Source organism: Pantoea sp. ABR1s (assembly GCF_057812235.1).
Window position 1 is genome coordinate 21,796 of record NZ_JBSZSY010000001.1, and the last position, 16,628, is coordinate 38,423.

Annotated in this window: 17 protein-coding genes; 8 read left to right on the top strand and 9 right to left on the bottom strand. The window is 54.4% G+C overall.

Annotated features, from left to right (window positions below; all coding sequences use genetic code 11):
* Nucleotides 1-192: 192 nt before the first annotated feature.
* Nucleotides 193-723 carry a cyclophilin-like fold protein gene (locus tag ACXKZD_RS19140; RefSeq protein WP_235194763.1) on the top strand — a complete coding sequence of 177 codons (531 nt, stop codon included), beginning with the start codon at nucleotides 193-195 and terminating at the stop codon, nucleotides 721-723.
* A 173-nt stretch (nucleotides 724-896) separates the two neighbouring features.
* Here ACXKZD_RS19140 and yajD read toward each other — a convergent pair whose 3' ends face one another.
* Both yajD and ACXKZD_RS19150 read right to left on the bottom strand, forming a co-directional pair.
* Nucleotides 897-1,244: an HNH nuclease YajD gene (gene yajD, locus ACXKZD_RS19145; protein ID WP_003850685.1), complete on the bottom strand. Its 348-nt coding sequence runs from the start codon at nucleotides 1,242-1,244 to the stop codon at nucleotides 897-899.
* A gap of 334 nt (nucleotides 1,245-1,578) precedes the next feature.
* Nucleotides 1,579-1,746 (bottom strand): hypothetical protein, encoded by a 168-nt coding sequence (locus ACXKZD_RS19150; RefSeq protein WP_009093121.1) that lies wholly within the window; start codon nucleotides 1,744-1,746, stop codon nucleotides 1,579-1,581.
* Between the two features lie 290 nt (nucleotides 1,747-2,036).
* On the opposite strand from ACXKZD_RS19150, the gene ACXKZD_RS19155 reads away from it, so the two are divergent.
* Nucleotides 2,037-5,141 carry an efflux RND transporter permease subunit gene (locus tag ACXKZD_RS19155; protein WP_031292285.1) on the top strand — a complete coding sequence of 1,035 codons (3,105 nt, stop codon included), beginning with the start codon at nucleotides 2,037-2,039 and terminating at the stop codon, nucleotides 5,139-5,141.
* Between the two features lie 59 nt (nucleotides 5,142-5,200).
* Here the strand turns inward: ACXKZD_RS19155 and ACXKZD_RS19160 are convergent, their stop codons facing one another.
* The gene (locus ACXKZD_RS19160; protein WP_488982106.1) at nucleotides 5,201-6,226 is read right to left on the bottom strand and encodes an alpha/beta hydrolase; all 1,026 of its coding nucleotides are present in this window, start codon (nucleotides 6,224-6,226) and stop codon (nucleotides 5,201-5,203) included.
* Between the two features lie 68 nt (nucleotides 6,227-6,294).
* Nucleotides 6,295-7,419 (bottom strand): MFS transporter, encoded by a 1,125-nt coding sequence (locus tag ACXKZD_RS19165; protein ID WP_331843457.1) that lies wholly within the window; start codon nucleotides 7,417-7,419, stop codon nucleotides 6,295-6,297.
* 202 nt (nucleotides 7,420-7,621) lie between these two features.
* Here ACXKZD_RS19165 and ACXKZD_RS19170 point away from each other — a divergent pair, with 202 nt between their 5' ends.
* On the top strand, nucleotides 7,622-8,518 hold the full coding sequence (locus tag ACXKZD_RS19170) for a LysR family transcriptional regulator (RefSeq protein WP_062759515.1): 897 nt from the start codon (nucleotides 7,622-7,624) through the stop codon (nucleotides 8,516-8,518).
* 63 nt (nucleotides 8,519-8,581) lie between these two features.
* Here ACXKZD_RS19170 and ACXKZD_RS19175 read toward each other — a convergent pair whose 3' ends face one another.
* Nucleotides 8,582-8,758, bottom strand: coding sequence for a con-10 family general stress protein (locus ACXKZD_RS19175; protein ID WP_010257023.1), 177 nt, complete (start codon nucleotides 8,756-8,758; stop codon nucleotides 8,582-8,584).
* Nucleotides 8,759-8,882: 124 nt separating this feature from the next.
* Here ACXKZD_RS19175 and ACXKZD_RS19180 point away from each other — a divergent pair, with 124 nt between their 5' ends.
* Entirely contained in the window at nucleotides 8,883-9,068 is a 186-nt protein-coding gene (locus ACXKZD_RS19180; protein WP_033786345.1) for a hypothetical protein, read from the top strand.
* A 44-nt stretch (nucleotides 9,069-9,112) separates the two neighbouring features.
* Here the strand turns inward: ACXKZD_RS19180 and ACXKZD_RS19185 are convergent, their stop codons facing one another.
* Together ACXKZD_RS19185 and ACXKZD_RS19190 are read right to left on the bottom strand one after the other, a co-directional pair.
* Nucleotides 9,113-9,400, bottom strand: a complete 288-nt coding sequence (locus ACXKZD_RS19185) for a type II toxin-antitoxin system RelE family toxin (RefSeq protein ID WP_010257030.1) — start codon at nucleotides 9,398-9,400, stop codon at nucleotides 9,113-9,115.
* Nucleotides 9,400-9,639, bottom strand: a complete 240-nt coding sequence (locus ACXKZD_RS19190) for a type II toxin-antitoxin system RelB/DinJ family antitoxin (RefSeq protein ID WP_033759932.1) — start codon at nucleotides 9,637-9,639, stop codon at nucleotides 9,400-9,402. The genes ACXKZD_RS19185 and ACXKZD_RS19190 overlap by 1 nt, the downstream gene beginning before the upstream one ends.
* Nucleotides 9,640-9,998: 359 nt before the next feature.
* On the opposite strand from ACXKZD_RS19190, the gene ACXKZD_RS19195 reads away from it, so the two are divergent.
* Together ACXKZD_RS19195 and ahr are read left to right on the top strand one after the other, a co-directional pair.
* Nucleotides 9,999-11,972 carry a methyl-accepting chemotaxis protein gene (locus ACXKZD_RS19195; protein ID WP_122459953.1) on the top strand — a complete coding sequence of 658 codons (1,974 nt, stop codon included), beginning with the start codon at nucleotides 9,999-10,001 and terminating at the stop codon, nucleotides 11,970-11,972.
* 104 nt (nucleotides 11,973-12,076) lie between these two features.
* Nucleotides 12,077-13,093, top strand: a complete 1,017-nt coding sequence (gene ahr / locus ACXKZD_RS19200; RefSeq protein WP_010257039.1) for an NADPH-dependent aldehyde reductase Ahr — start codon at nucleotides 12,077-12,079, stop codon at nucleotides 13,091-13,093.
* 49 nt (nucleotides 13,094-13,142) lie between these two features.
* Here ahr and ACXKZD_RS19205 read toward each other — a convergent pair whose 3' ends face one another.
* Nucleotides 13,143-13,811, bottom strand: a complete 669-nt coding sequence (locus ACXKZD_RS19205) for a DUF2268 domain-containing putative Zn-dependent protease (protein ID WP_031292291.1) — start codon at nucleotides 13,809-13,811, stop codon at nucleotides 13,143-13,145.
* A gap of 350 nt (nucleotides 13,812-14,161) precedes the next feature.
* On the opposite strand from ACXKZD_RS19205, the gene ACXKZD_RS19210 reads away from it, so the two are divergent.
* Together ACXKZD_RS19210 and ACXKZD_RS19215 are read left to right on the top strand one after the other, a co-directional pair.
* Nucleotides 14,162-14,941, top strand: a complete 780-nt coding sequence (locus tag ACXKZD_RS19210; protein WP_010671936.1) for an MBL fold metallo-hydrolase — start codon at nucleotides 14,162-14,164, stop codon at nucleotides 14,939-14,941.
* A gap of 75 nt (nucleotides 14,942-15,016) precedes the next feature.
* Entirely contained in the window at nucleotides 15,017-16,009 is a 993-nt protein-coding gene (locus ACXKZD_RS19215; RefSeq protein WP_163641589.1) for a GlxA family transcriptional regulator, read from the top strand.
* A 91-nt stretch (nucleotides 16,010-16,100) separates the two neighbouring features.
* Here the strand turns inward: ACXKZD_RS19215 and ACXKZD_RS19220 are convergent, their stop codons facing one another.
* Nucleotides 16,101-16,502, bottom strand: coding sequence for an H-NS family histone-like protein (locus ACXKZD_RS19220; RefSeq protein WP_010257048.1), 402 nt, complete (start codon nucleotides 16,500-16,502; stop codon nucleotides 16,101-16,103).
* Nucleotides 16,503-16,628 lie beyond the last annotated feature (126 nt).

Here is a 16,628-nt window from a genome sequence, read left to right on the forward strand (position 1 = left end):
TTATTCAGGGAAATTATTTCTCAAAATGTTTCGACAGTCCGAAACGTAAGCCGCAAATCAGTTCAGCACATCAGATGAAGCGCAGCGCATCCGGGCTGTTGCAGAATAAGCGGCGCGCGAGTTCCGCCGACAGGGTGATGGTGCAGCGAAAGGGTGAAGGATAAATCTTTACCATCAGATAACGGCGGGTAAGTGAGCCAGTTTCTTCAGGGCTGGACGGCGATCGCAGTAACGCACTCCATGTCTGAACAGATGCGCCATAATCCGGAGAGCAACCTTATGAAAAGAGCCTTACTTTTTCTGATCTTACTTTCCACCTATAGTCTGATACCCGCTAAAGCCAGTGGCCCGGTTCGGGCAGGAGAGCTGCGTCCCATGAAGATTATTATGACGATCAACCATCAGTCGTATGAGATTGCGCTGGCGGATAACGCCACCGCGGAAGCATTTGTACAGCAACTCCCGCTGACCATGACGATGGAGGAGCTGAACGGCAATGAGAAGTTTGCAGACCTGCCTGCTGCTCTTAATAGCGATCCGCATAAACCCGGCACGATCCAGCAGGGCGATGTGATGCTGTATGGCAATAAGACGCTGGTTCTTTTTTACGAGACATTCCAGACCTCCTATAGCTACACGCCAATAGGAAAGGTGCTGTCGACAGATAGCCTCAAAAAGCGTGTCGGTGAGGGGGGGATTGACGTACGGTTCTCCCGGCCATAACTGATATCAAAATCTGAAATAACCGGCTGGTAAAGGATTCATATTGCGCTGAGTCTGGCCAGGGTGGCATCTGGTATGACGGACTACGTTATGTTCTGGCCGCGGCCAGACGTTGTGATCCTCTTCGGGAAACGAGACTGTCAGGCCGGTCGGCCAGCCTGACAGTTCAGTCATTACTTCTTCTTATTCAGCATCGACTTCAGGTCAGCAAAGGGATTGTAGGTAGCTTCGCCGACATCTTTTTGTGCGTCCTCGCCAGCCACTACACGGGTGCCATACTGGTCAGCCTCGGTGTACTTTGAGTGCTCGTGGTCATGACAATAGAGACACAACAACTCCCAGTTACTGCCATCTTCCGGGTTGTTGGTATGATCGTGATCGATATGGTGAACCGTCAGTTCGCGCAGGTTTGAATAAACAAACTCGCGTGAGCAGCGTCCACACACCCACGGATAGATTTTAAGTGCTTTCTCACGGTAGCCGCTTTCCAGCCGCGTATAGTTTTTAGGGATCAGAGCCATTGCCGGGATAACCTGTTATGCAGAGAAAATTTCACGATAGTGATGCCAATATATCCCATAACGGCACAGAAGAAGAAATCATCGTGTTCCGCGGGACGGGAGGCTTTAAAATCCAGAGGGTTAGCTGAAAATCCGCGTAGCCGCCTTATATGATTTTTCCAGCACGTCTCGCAATCCTGAATAACTGCCGGGCCTGTGAGAAGGCACAAAATCCTGTCGCTGTGATGAAAACTCAAAAATGATATATCTCTAAGCTCCCGCTCACGCTAACCCAATTAATCAGCAGGATAGCGCCCAAAACATCCCTGTTTACCGCTTTGCTTAAAAAATGACATCAAATGTAATGCATGACACCATAAACGGCCCAGAAAATGGCGTTAGCACCCAGATAAGTCCAGCATCCCCAGTAGGCTATGGGTTCACGACGGGTGCGGAGTTTAGGCAGGAAGGCCAGTAAATAGAGGGCAGAGGCGATGAGCGAAACGAAGTAGAAAAATTTCATGGTTTTCTCCTGATCAATATCCTTTATTTGAGAATAGTCAGGGCTCACCATTTTGCTTAATGCATCAGCAGATTCGTTATGGATCGGCTTTCTCTTTGATGCCCACATCGGATGTCAGCACAGTTAAATCCGCGATAAATCGAAAATGCAGCGTCACGGTACGATCAGCCAGCCTTAAGAAAAGATCACGTCAGGATGTTCAGCCTGAGGTTACACCCTATAATCAACGCTGTTTGTTAGCCTGCAGGAATGCAGGTTTTGCACCCGCCCAAAAGGAAGAGATCCCGCTGATGTTTTCTCGTTTTTTTATTTATCGTCCCGTTTTCGCATGGGTTGTTGCCATTTTAATCATGCTGCTTGGCGCGCTCTCCATTACCCTGTTGCCGGTTGAACAATATCCCGATGTTGCGCCGCCTTCGGTGAATATCAGCGCAACGTACACCGGTGCTTCTGCGGAGACGCTGGAGAACAGCGTCACGCAGGTGATCGAGCAGCAGCTTACCGGGCTGGATAATCTGCTCTATTTTACCTCCAGCAGCAGTTCACAGGGGAATGTGTCGGTTACCGTCACCTTCAGTCAGGGCACCGATCCGGACACGGCTCAGGTGCAGGTGCAGAACAAGGTGCAGCAGGCGCTCTCCCGTCTGCCCAGCGAAGTGCAGCAGCTTGGTGTTACCGTCACCAAATCGCAGTCAAACTTCCTGCTGGTGATGGGGTTGTATGACACCACGGGCAAAAGCAACAGCACGGATATCGGTGACTGGCTGGTCAGTAATATGCAGGAGCCGCTGGCCAGGACCGAAGGGGTAGGTGACATCCAGGTGTTCGGCGGTCAATACGCGATGCGCATCTGGCTCGATCCCTTCAAACTAAACTCCTTTGCGTTGCAGCCCTCCGATGTGTCGGCGGCGATACGCTCGCAGAACATTCAGGTTTCAGCCGGTAAAATCGGCGGCCTGCCATCGCCTGATAATCAGCAGCTCACCGCCACGGTCAGAGCGCAGTCGCGACTGCAGACGCCGGATCAGTTCCGAAACATCATCGTCAAAAGCGACAAAAGCGGTGCCATCGTGCGCGTGGGTGATGTGGCGCGGGTGGAGCTGGGCGGCGAATCCTATGACATGACCACCCGACTCAACGGGCATCCTGCGGCGGGTGTCGGTGTGATGCTGGCGCCGGGCGCGAATGCGCTGGCCACCGCGACGCTGGTGAAAAACAAAGTTGAAGAGTATCGCCACTCAATGCCGGAAGGTTATGAGGTGGCTTATGCGCTCGACAGCACTGACTTCATCAAAATCTCCGTTGAGGATGTGGTGATCACCCTGATCGAAGCGATTGCGCTGGTGGTAGTGGTGATGTACCTGTTCCTGCAGAATATCCGTGCGACGCTGATCCCGGCGCTGGCGGTGCCGGTGGTACTGCTCGGAACCTTTGGCGTACTGGCGCTGTGCGGCTACACCATCAATACCCTGACGCTGTTTGCTATGGTGCTGGCCATCGGGCTGCTGGTGGATGATGCCATCGTGGTCGTCGAAAACGTCGAACGCATTATGCATGACGAAGGTCTGCCGGCGCGTGAGGCAACGGAAAAGTCGATGAAAGAGATCTCCGGCGCGCTGGTGGCTATCGCGCTGGTGCTCTCCGCAGTATTTCTGCCTATGGCCTTTTTCGCCGGGTCGACCGGTGTGATTTACCGGCAGTTCTCCATCACCATCATCGCCGCCATGACCTTCTCCGTGGTGGTGGCACTGACCCTGACGCCTGCACTGTGTGGCATGTTGCTGCGGCCGACCTCACCCCATCGTAAAGGCTTCTTTGGCGGTTTTAACCGCTTTTATGCCGCCACCGAGCGCCAGTATCGTCACAAAGTGGTGAGCACTCTGCGCCGTCCGCTGATCATGGTATCGCTTTATGCGGCTATGGGCGTGGTGCTGTTTGTGATGTTTACCCGCTTGCCGGGTAGCTTCCTGCCGACTGAAGATCAGGGCAGCATTATGCTTCAGGCGACATTGCCAGCGGGTGCCACGGCCAGCCGCACTGAGGCAGTCAATCAGCAGATTGTTGACTGGTTCCTGACTGAAGAGAAACAGAATATTGATGTGGTCTTCACCATCAATGGTTTTAACTTCAGCGGTGCTGCGCAGAATGCCGGTATGGCGTTTATCAAGCTTAAGAACTGGGATCAGCGACCGGGTAGTGAAAACTCTGCCGAAGCGATTGCCGGGCGCGCCACCTACGCGCTGGCGTCGATTCGGGATGCGCAGATCTTTGCGCTGACGCCGCCGTCGGTGCCGGGTCTGGGACAGAACAACGGCTTTACTTATGAGCTGCTGGCCAGCGGTGGCACCACGCGTGAGCAACTGGGCAACCTGCGCGATCAGCTGCTACAAAGCGCAGCGCAAAGTCCGGAACTGCTCGGCGTGCGGGCCAATATCCTGCCGCAAACGCCGCAGTTGCAGGTCGATATTGATACCAGCAAAGCGGTGGCACTAGGACTGCAACTGGATGACGTGACCGATACGCTGACCAGCGCCTGGGGCGGTGCCTATATCAATGACTTCATCGACCGGGGTCGGGTAAAGCGGGTCTATGTGCAGGGCGACGGTCAGTATCGTTCATCACCTTCTGATCTGGATAAATGGTACATCCGTAACAGTGAGGGCACCATGACGCCATTCTCGGCGTTTGCCTCGACCCGATGGACCATGGGACCCGAAAGCCTTAACCGCTACAACGGCTCTGCCTCTTACGAAATTCAGGGGCAGAACGCCGAAGGGTTCAGCTCCGGCGATGCCATGAACACCATTGAGCGACTGGCCAATGAACTCCCGGCAGGGACCACAGGGGCATGGAGCGGTCTTTCGCTGCAGGAGAAGCAGGCGGGCGGGCAGTCAACCACGCTGTATGCGATCTCGATTCTGGTGGTTTTCCTCTGTCTTGCTGCGCTGTATGAGAGCTGGTCGGTACCTTTCTCCGTGCTGTTAGCGGTGCCGCTCGGCGTACTGGGTACCGTGCTGGCGGTGGCACTGCGCGGGTTAAGCAATGATATCTACTTCCAGGTGGCGTTGCTGACCACGGTCGGACTCACCTCCAAAAACGCGATACTGATCATCGAATTTGCGGAGGATGCGGTTCGTCGGGGAAGTTCGCTGAGCGCGGCTGCGTTGCAGGCAGCGCGAACCCGTCTGCGGCCGATTATGATGACGTCGCTGGCCTTTATCGCCGGTGTGATCCCGCTGGCGGTGGCGACGGGCGCCGGTGCTAACAGCCGCATCGCCATCGGTACCGGTATCATCGGCGGTACGCTGGCAGGCACGGTACTGGCGCTGTTCTTTGTTCCGCTCTTCTTTGTCCTGGTGAAGCACTACCTGACCCGCCATCGCAAAGGCCAATAACGCAGAAAGCCCGTCTGCAGGCGGCTGCAGACGGGCTGGGATCAATGATCAGCGGAAGATTACAAATGCTGTTTAAAGAAGGCGGTCAGCTTCGCAAACGGGATCAGGTCAGTGCGGTCATAAAGGTCCACATGGCCTGCATCAGGCACGATATAGAGCTCTTTGGGCTGTGCCGCACGCTGGAACGCATCTTCGCTGAACTCGCGTGAATGCGCTTTATCACCCGTGATGAAGAGCATCGGGCGCGGTGAGATGGTCTCAATGTCATTAAACGGATAGAAGTTCATGAATTTCACGTTGCTGGTGAGCGTCGGGTGCGTGGTCAGCGCAGCTGAACTGTTTTTCGGTGTGAACTCACCGCGAGGCGTCCGGTAAAAATCATAGAACTCTTTGGCTATCGGAGGCGAATCAGCATCAATTTTATGTGGTGTACCACTGGTGTACTCAGTTTTACCCCCGGTGAACTCTACATAGCGTTGCTGTGCCGCCGCTTCAATGATTTGCTTGCGCTGCGCCAGTGTCTGGCTTTTATTCAGCGCATTACGGTTGGCTGACCCCATGTCATACATGCTGACGGTAGCAATGGCTTTCATGCGGGGATCAATCTTCGCTGCGCTGATGACAAAACTGCCACTGCCACAGATACCCAGCACACCAATCCTGTCGCGATCGACAAATTCGCGGGTACCCAGGTAATCCACGGCGGCGCTGAAGTCTTCGGCATAGATATCCGGAGAGACCGCGTTGCGCGGCTGGCCTTCACTTTCGCCCCAGAATGAAAGATCAATTGCCAGGGTAATAAATCCCTGCTCAGCCATTTTCTGCGCATAGAGGCTGGCGCTCTGCTCTTTGACTGCGCCCATCGGATGACCTACCACAATCGCCGGAAGGCGCGCCGTTTTACCGGCCTCTTTTGGTCTGTACAGCGTGCCGGTCACACCCATCTGATACTGGTTTTTAAAGGTGACTTTCTCGCGGGTGACTTTATCGCTTTGATAAAAGTTATCGGCGCCGCGTGACATATCGGCAGCGCTGGCCGCAAATGAACTGATCAACAGTCCAAACATCAGGGTTAATGCTCTCATAAGAAGATCCTTATCGGGGTTGACGACGTGAGGGCAACGGGTTGCCCGGTTAAACAACACATCTGCTATCAGGCAGCGCTTTCCTTACGGGCGGTGATCATCGCCAGTCCGGCGGCAGTGACCAGTAATGTGGCGCTGATGGCAAAGGTGGTCTGCCAGCCTGCATGGTCAAAGGCCAGGCCACCCAGCGTCGACCCCAAAGCAATCGACAGCTGTACGATGGCCACCATTAATCCGCCGCCGGTCTCGGCATTTTCCGGAAAGGTTCTGGCGATCCAGGCCCACCATCCGGTTGGTGCCGCTGTTGCCACCAGTCCCCAGATGCCAAGCAGTGGCGCCACCAGCCACAGGTGATGACCGAACACCATGAGCAGCACCGCAACCAGCGCCATAATCAACGGGATGATCATCAGGGTCAGATAGAATCCGCGCTGCAAAACAGCACTGATAATCAGCGTGCCGATAAAGCCGGCGACACCAATGGTCAGCAGCACCAGCGACAGCGCAGAAACGTCAACCTGCGTCACGGTTTCCAGAAACGGACGGAGATAGGTAAACAGGGTGAACTGGCCCATAAAGAGCAGGCCGCAGGCGGTCATACCCACCGTAACCAGCGGCGAACGCAGCAGCTGCAGAATTTTTCCGCTGCGCTGCCGGGCCGAGTTGACCGGCATCGATGGCAGCGTGAACGCCTGCCAGATCAGGGCGATCAAGGCTACCGGCACCAGGCTGAAAAAAGCCCCGCGCCAGCCAATGACAGAACCGAGATAGCTGCCCAGCGGTGCAGCGATAACCGTCGCCAGCGCATTGCCGCCGTTGAAAATGGCCAGCGCGCGCGGCACCTGCCCGGAGGGGACCAGCCGGATAGCGACCGCCGCTGACATCGACCAGAAACCGCCAATCACCACGCCAATCAATGCCCGGCCAGTCATGTAAGTCAGATAGTTGGGTGCCATCGCCACCATCAATCCGGATAGTGCCATTACCAGCGTGAGCGCCAGCAACAGAATTTTGCGGTCGAGGTTCCCTGCGATGCGGGTTATTGAGAGGCTGGTGATCACTGCCAGTGCGCCGGAGATAGCGATGCCCTGTCCGACCAGACCTTCGCTGACCGCCAGATCTTGTGATAACGGCGATAACAGGCTGACCGGCATGAATTCAGAGGCGATGAGCGCGAATACACACAGCGTCATTGCCCATACACCACCCCAGTGCGCTTCTTTATGCCGGGGGGAACAGTCAGTTGTTTCCGTGGAAGTCATGTTGTGTCCTGTTTCATTGTTTGCGGTGCTGATGAACTCAGGAAATTTTACTGTTTCGCTTTATATTGACTAGCTAATGAATCCTTAATGGGGTTATAACCAGAACTTATAAATCTATCGGCGGGAGTGCAGTATGAAGCGCAACATGAATGACCTGCAGGCTTTTATTACCGTGGCGCGTGAGGGCAGCTTTACCCGCGCGGCAGCGCTGCTGGGCGTGACGCAGCCTGCATTGAGTCAGACCATTACCGCGCTGGAAAACCGGATGGAGATTCGGCTGCTTACCCGCACGACCCGTAACGTCTCACCGACCGCGGCGGGTGAACGGTTAATCCAGGCGATTGGCAACCGATTCGATGAAATTGAGGCGGAACTGGATATGCTGACCGCGATGCGGGACAAGCCAGCCGGCACGGTACGGATCACCTGCGGGCCGCATATTCTTAGCTCGCTCCTGATGCCAAAGCTGGCGCCATTGCTGGCGGCTTATCCTGATATCCGGCTTGAGTTCGATGCTAATCATGGCTTACGCAATATCGTGGCCGACCGATTTGATGCAGGGGTCAGGATGGGGGACACCATTGATAAAGACATGGTAGCGATGCCGATAAGCCCGCCATTACGGATGGCTGCGGTGGCCACGCCCGACTACTTTCGGCGTCATGCTGCGCCGCAGGTTCCACAGGATCTACTGCATCACAACTGCATTAACATGCGGCAGGCGACAGCGGGTGGGTTGTACGTCTGGGAGTTTGACGGTGAAGAGGGGCCGTTAAATGTACGGGTGGATGGACAGCTAACGTTCAACACTTCGGCACACATTGCAGAAGCGGCTCTCGCCGGGCTGGGGATCGCTTTCCTGCCTGAGCAGGAAGTCGCAGAAGGGCTGGAGCAGGGCACCTTGATCCGCGTGCTGGAGCGCTGGTGCGAGCCGTTTCCCGGCTATTACCTCTACTATCCCAGCCGCAAGCAACATTCACCCGCTTTTACCCTGGTCAGAGAGGCATTAAGGCTAAAAGAGGGGGCATGATGAACCTGATTGGAATAGATGCCATTCCATGGCGTAATACGTCCTAAAGCGCTTTATTCAGAATTACTTAGAAGGACGGCGACTAATTTTGCCTCCTTTCCGACCGGCTTCCCTGGCTTTTTCAGGATCGTTTTTGAAATTGCCCCCACTGGCCTTGCCTCCTGCACTGCCAGCTTCACTCGCCCGTTCTGGATCGTTGGCAAAATTGCCGGCACCACCTCTGTATTTCTGTTGTGTCATAGGAAGACCTCATATCAATGTTCCATTAGATAAAAAGGACTAGCTAGTCACACCTGCAAGCATAGTCGCCCGCTTCGTTTATGCAAATGCACAGAATTAAAGTATTGATAAGACTGATTTTAATTTGTCGCAGGGTGATAGCTGGCAGCAGCTGGATGAGAAAATCACGTTCGCCGCGCAGGATGAACAGCAGGAAGCGAGGGGATCAATAGGCTACGGTTCCGGCGACACGCTCCCAGACTTACGTGACCTGCCTGCCGAAGCTCGGGAGCGCTGCGAACAGCACTGGAACCAGCAGAGTGACAGGTAAACAGGAATAGCGCCGCTTTGTTTGTTAGCGGTGAAGTCTCCTGTTTAAGAGAGACGCCTGGAAGCGGCAGAATAAACCTCTGAGCGCTCTCTTTTCCCGACAGCCACCACAAAAACCACCACCCGGTCATCAATAACCTGGTATACAAGTCGATAACCGGATGACTTTAGCTTGATCTTATAGCAGTCAGGTATCCCGCTGAGTTTGTTCGCCTCAATTCTGGGTGACTCAAGACACTCAGCCAGCTTCTTTTTAAGCTGTTCACGTACTGTCGGGCCCAGCTTGCGCCACTCTTTCAGTGCCCTCTGATCGAACTCCAGTTGCCAGGTCATTAAAGGTCATCCAGTGTGACCCGGACAGGCTCAGGGTTTCGCAGGCGTTCTTTAACTATGTCTACTAACGCCGCATCTTCGTCACTGAGTAACGTTTGCTTAAAGGGAAGACGTTCATTATCTGCAATATATTCAAGCATCAGGCGCAGCGCTTCAGAAGGAGTCACACCCATTTTTTCGAGCGCAGCATAGGATCGTGTCTTCAGGTCATCATCGATTCGAATGTTAATTGTGCCCATAGCGAGTTCCTTTGTATTTACACTTGACATTACAATTGTCGCACTGATGAGTCTGTATCGCAAACAGTAAACATCAGTCACCCGCACAGCCTTATATCTTCCCGATAAAATCACGCTAAAGCTTATTTTATGCTACGAAAATATAACATCTTCATCCATTAAACCAACTGCAGCAATCGTTAAAGGTTTTCCCGCTACTGGCGATAACCAACAGGCGTTGAGCGCGCCGATCATTGATGAACCCGGCACTCCGCGACGAGTTCTGAACGCGAACGGACCTGCTTTTAGCCCTCCTTTTATACACACCAGAAAGCGCTGATTTAAGCGCAAATTACTCAAATAAAAGCGAAAATAATAATATGTCGATCATTAAGACGATCAAAAGACACCTGCCTGTTGCCCGTCTTAGGCGTAGCAGTCAGCCTGCCAATGGCACCTACGATTGTCGTGCGTTGCCAGATTCACTGGCCTCCGTGGGTTTAAGCTCGCGGGCGGGCGGCATCCTGATGACCTTCGTTCCGCCTGAAGCCGATTTTCAGCGGGTCAGTCAGGCCTGGCAGCGATTCAATTCCGCCGACCTGACGGTATTGACGCTCTCTTCCAACGGCGCGCTGAGCAGCAGCAGATCGCAAAGCACCTACTGTGATGGCAATGGCCCGGAGGGAAGCTACCTCTGGCTGCCGGACACACTGATCGCACGCCATGAGACGCATATTGTTGATCTGCATGTCGCCGACACGCAGACGGCCAGCCAGCGCATCACCGCCATCCAGCAGGAGCTGGCGCGCTTGCAAGTGCGGATGCCGCTCTCGGCCGATCGTACTTTCGCCATGATTTACTGCGACGGATTATCGGCATCCGAAGGCTTTCTGATGCAGGCCTGGTATAACAGCGGGCGCTTTCCCTGCCTGGCAATTGGCGGTTCTGCCGGGGGTAAAATCACCTTTGATGGCACCTGGATTGGTACAGGTGGCAGGGTGTTGCAGGGCAAGGCTGTGATTGTGTTCTGCCAGATGGCGCCAGGAAAATCATTTGCTCCTTTTAAAAGCCAGAACTTTACGCCACGCGATCAGAGCTGGCTGATTGCTGAAGCCGATCCGGTTGCGCGTACTGTAACGTCAGTATTTAACCGCCAGGGGCAGCAGCAATCGTTTGTTGCGGCGCTGTGTGAACATCTCAACTGCAACGAAGCGCAACTGAGCGAACGGCTAAAGGGACTCACTTTTGGCGTTAAAGTTGGCGGCGAGTACTTTATTCGCTCGATCGCCAAAATTGAATCGGGCGGCGTACACTTTTTCTGCGATCTTGAGTTTGGCGATCGACTGTTCCTGATGGAAGAGAAAGACTTTAAACAGACGACGCAGCAGGAGTGGCAGGCTTTTACCGCTCAGCATGGCAAACCCGCGGCGATCCTGATGAACGACTGTATTCTGCGCCGTGTCGGTAATGCCGATAAGCTGCATAATGCCCATTTCTTCAAAGGCATTGCCGCCGCCGGTTTTTCCAGCTTCGGCGAAATCCTGGGTGTGCCCATCAATCAGACGCTCTCCGCGCTGGTGTTCTTTAATCATGACGTCAAAGCGATGAGCCAGTTCCCGGTAGAGTACGCCGGCTACGCGGCACACTACGCGCAGCGAGCGTTGCGCCGCTGGGAAGCGCTGAACAGCATCCAGACGCGGGTGCTGGATCGGGTTATCACTTATCAGCAGGCGCTGACGCCGCTGATGGAGGCGCTGCCGGTGCTGGAAACAGCCACTCAGAGCCAGGGAGAAACCCTGAGCCTGGCAGAGAGCAGTATCCGTAACATCAGTAATATCGCCACCGAGAGTCAGCAGGCGCAGGGCCGGCTGGATGATGGTCTGGACGATCTGGAGAAAATTTCCAACGGCATCAATGAGATTACGCATGGCATCAGCAATATTGCTTTCCAGACCAACATCCTGGCGCTGAATGCCGCAGTAGAAGCGGCTCGTGCAGGCGAGGCTGGGCGGGGATTTGCTGTGGTCGCGGGCGAAGTTCGTCGTCTGGCGCACTCCTCAAAAGAGCAGGCTGAAGCTACGGCCAGTAACATCGGTGAGGCAGTCAGCACCATCTCACGTATCCGGCTGGTGGCCAGTGATTCGGCGCAGACCGCCGCCCAGATGGCAGAGCGCAGTATCAGTGCAGCCGATACGCTGGCGGCCATGAATCAACAGACGCGACATGAGCGCGCTGATATTGCGAAGCATCTTGGCAGCCTGCGTGAACTGACGCAGGGGATGGATGCAATGCAGGAGGCCGTCGCGCAGCTCAAGGTGTTACAAACTCTTTCCGGTGCGCAGGTTAAGGGCTGATTTATCAGCATAAAAAACAAAAAAGTGCGGTGTAAGCGTAACGACCAGGCAGGGCGGGCTTTCAGTTGTTACACTTGTCGGTGATTAACCACGCAGAGGTATGAATGAAAATTAAAAGTTATGCAGCCATGCAGGCTGGCCAGGCCCTTGAACTCTATGAGTACGATGCCGCCGAACTGGCAGCCGAAGAAGTCGAAGTCCAGGTCGAATATTGTGGCGTCTGCCACTCAGATCTGTCGATGATCGACAACGAGTGGGGCATCTCTCAGTTCCCGGTGATTGCAGGACATGAAGTGATTGGCCGGGTTTCAGCCCTGGGCGAAGCGGCTAAGAACAAAGGTCTTTCAGTCGGCCAGCGTGTAGGAATCGGCTGGACAGCAAAAAGCTGTCAGCACTGCGATGCCTGTATTAACGGCGAGCAGGTTAACTGTCAGCAGGGCAGCATCCCGACCATCATGAACAAAGGTGGTTTTGCCGAGAAGCTGCGTGCTGACTGGCAATGGGTTATTCCGCTGCCAGAAAAACTGGATGTGGCGAGCGCCGGTCCGCTGCTGTGTGGCGGTATCACCGTGTTTAAACCGCTGCTGATGAGCAACATCACGGCAACCAGCCGTGTGGGTGTGATTGGTATCGGCGGACTTGGCCATATCGCAATCAAGATCCTGCACGCGATGGGTGCCGAAGTGGTGGCATTCAGCTCAACGCCAGATAAGAAGCAGTCGATCCTGGATATGGGCGCGGATGAAGTGGTTAACAGCCGTGATCCAGAAGCTCTGAAAAAGCAGGCAGGCCGTTTTGACCTGATCCTGAGTACTGTGGCGGTCGACCTGGACTGGAAACCTTATTTCGCTGCGCTGGCACCTCAGGGTAAATTCCACACCGTGGGTGCCGTGATGAAGCCGATTGAAGTGAGTGCTTTTGATCTGATCCTGGGCGACAAAGCGGTGACCGGTTCATCAACCGGCTCACCAGGCCAGCTGCGTTCGCTGCTGCGACTCGCCTCGCGTGCGGATATTGCGCCACAGGTTGAGTTCTTCCCGATGTCTGACATCAATAAAGCGCTGGATCACGTTCGCGCCGGTAAAGCCAATTACCGTGTGGTTCTGAAAGCCGATTTCTGATGCGAATCTGAAATGACATGCCGCAGCCTGCTGCGGCATTTTTTTATCCTCAATTTGTCAGCAATCCCTTAGCCAGCCCCGCGGCAATCACCTCATCGGCTGTCACGCTGAACCATTTCTCTGTAGCGCATTCCGCGTTATCACGTCGCCATGCGGCAACCATCTGGTAGCCCAACGTATAGCCATACCATCGGCGAAAGTCACCCGTGCCGAAGAACCAGGCAGAATGATCATAATGAGGACTTTGCAGCGTGGTCAGCGGCACTGGATTAGCCTGCAACTCGCTTAGCTCTATGGCTTGCTCCCAGGGCTCTGCTGCCGTTTTAAGCAGCCAGCAGACGAACTGACCCGCCAGACCTTCGCTGACCAGCGCTTCACCCAGCGTCCAGCCATATCCCGGCCCGCGCATTCGCAAACAGTGATGGACTTCATGCACGATATGCCGCACCAGCGTGCCATTTTCCAGCATCCCGGGCAGATTCGGATTTGCCGGGTCAATGGCCAGGCCGAACAGGGTGGGCCCGTAAGCCCGGCCTGCAAAACCGGTTTCAGGTATTACTGCCTCCGGCATGCACTGAACCAGAATATCCAGACGAGGGACACGTGTCACGGAGGAGAGGTGCTCGCAGGCGAGCTCAGCGGCCCTGACTATTGACGATTTATAGGGCCCAACATCACCCGATGCCTCAAGCCAGTGCAATTTCCATAAGTCGTTCACAGACTCTCCTGTCAAAGGTTGATAATCAGAACACAGGTCCGGGACGCGCCAGAGCTACTAATACCTTAACCGGCAATGCTTTAAACAGACACCGGAAGAAAGCGTTATCGTTGTCGGTAAAGAGTTAAAAGCAACTTCCGGAACGCCTGCCATTCCTGAACATTCAGGGCTGTCTCGTCGCGACGCCAGCACCGATAGATACCCTGCCACAAGAAAATAGTGCAGTTTGGCCCGATTCCATCGAACACTGTCCTTTGAGCCTGTTACGCGCAGGTAAACAGTGCCGTAAATTAACCTGATGGTAGCCAGTAAGCCTGGCTGATTTCACTGAGACTGTTTACGGAGCCAAAATGAAGCTGACCCAGATTCGTAATGCCACCCTGCTACTGGACTATGCAGGCAAAAAATTCCTGATCGACCCGATGCTGGCCGAAAAAGAGGCCTGGCCCGGGTTTGCCGGAAATGCCCGTCCCCATCTGAGAAATCCGATGGTTGAGCTGCCTGTCCCGGTCGCTGCACTGCTGGCAGTCGATGCGGTGATTATCACCCACACGCATATGGATCACTGGGATGAGGCTGCGCAGCAGCTAGTGCCGAAGACGATGATGATCTACAGCCAGGATGAAACGGATGCAGCGCTGATTCGTTCGCAGGGGTTTGAAAATGTTCGCGTGCTGCAGGATGAGAATCCGTTTGTTGATGGCTTGACGATTTATAAAACCGACGGTCAGCACGGCAGCAATGCGTTATATGCCGACAAAGTGATGGGCGATATTCTGGGTGACGCCTGTGGCCTGGTCTTTACCCATCCGGCAGAAAAAACCCTCTATATAGCTGGCGATACCGTATGGGTCAAACCCTATGTCAGAGCGCTGCAACGTTTTCAGCCGCAGGTGGTGGTAATGAATATCGGCAATGCAACCAACGATCTCTATGGGCCGATTATCATGGGAAAAGAGGATACCCAGCGCACGCTGAATATCCTGCCTGACGCAACGCTGGTTGCCTCACACATGGAGGCGATCAACCACTGTTTGCTGACGCGCGCAGAGCTGCGAGCCTGGACTACCGAACAGGGTATTGCTGACCAGGTGCTGATCCCGGAAGATGGTGAAACAATGACGTTCTGAGCGTCGTGGCACTAAACCGGCACAATTGTGCCGTGAGTTCTCAACACTACGCTTTCACACAATAAGGGGGAGAGGATGGCTGCTCTGAGAGTCGCGGTGCTGGCAACGGCCGGTTTTAGTCCGTTTCATTTTTCAGTTCCCTGTATTCTGTTCGGCTCAGCCCTGCCGCAGCAGGATCTGTTTCATGTCGATATCTGCGCACTGAAACCAGGCCCGGTCATCTCAGAGATGGGGTTGTCAATTACGGTGGAACAGGGTCTTGACCCGCTTGATCAGGCGGACATTATTATCGTGCCCTACTGGCATAATCCGGCTGAAAAACCTGCGCAGGCGCTGCTTGATAAGCTGGTGGCAGCCTGGCAGCGCGGCGCAGAGATCGTTGGACTATGTCTGGGCACTTACGTACTGGCTTATGCAGGTTTGCTCGATAAGCATCGTGCTGCCACTCACTGGGAATTTGAGCGTGACTTCAGCGAGCGCTTTCCGCAGGTTCACCTCGACAGTAATGCTCTTTATACCCGTGACACTCGTCTGATCACCTCTGCCGGCACCGCGGCGGGCATCGACTGCTGTCTGGATATCATCCGTCACCACTATGGCAGCGCCATGGCTAATCGGGTAGCCAGACGCATGGTGGTGCCGCCTTACCGTGAAGGCGGTCAGGCGCAGTTCATTGAGCGACCGGTTCCGGAAACAACGCGTGACAGTAAGATCAACGCGTTGCTGGCGTCCCTGCGACAGAATCTGCATCAGCCGCAGGATCTTGACTCACTTTCGCGGACGCTTGGCATGAGCAGGCGAACGCTGACGCGTCATTTTCACAAGGCGACAGGCATGTCCCTGGGAGAGTGGCTGACAGCAGAGCGTCTGCAACGCAGCCAGCTATTACTCGAAACCACCGGCATCAGCATTGAATGTGTGGCAGAAAAGGCGGGTTTTGATTCGCCCGTGTCATTTCGTCAGCGTTTTAAATCCCGGTTTGGCGTCTCTCCCAGTGAGTGGCGCCGGACATTTCGGGGGCCGCATCCGGTGATGAGTGATGAGACATTACGACAGGACGATGAGTGACCAGGCCCGGATGAATTTCTGCGCCTGTGACTTTGCCTGCCGGAATATTCCCGCGTAATGACGGTCACTATTCCGGCAGAAATAAATGCGACTACAGCAGGAAATCATCCAGCGACTGGCCGTTTTCAATGGCCGCCTTAATTACGGAGGGCGTTCGGCCCTGACCCGTCCAGTAACGAACCTGACCATTTTCGTCATTGTAACGGTATTTCGCCGGACGCTTTGCGCGTTTCTTTTTGCCGGTTACCGAGGGGGATGCGCTATTCACCAGCTCCGCCGGGTTGATCCCTTCTTCCATTAACAGCTCCTGGTAGAACGCCAGTTTTTCTGCTTTCTCACGGGCTTCCGCTGCCCGCGCGTTTTCCTCTTCACGACGTTCATTTACCACGGTCTCTAATTTCTGGCGTAACTCTTCCAGCATATCTAAAGCCATATTGCGCGCCTCTGCACGAAGCGTGCGGATATTGTTCAGGCTGCTCAGGTTCTTACTCATAACAAATCCTCAAATACTCAACTTAATCAATGAAGTGCAAATTATTCAGCTGGCAAGGGTAACATTTACCCACGTGATATTTGAAGCGCTAGTGTAGCCTTATTCGCTATTAATCCTCTATTAAGG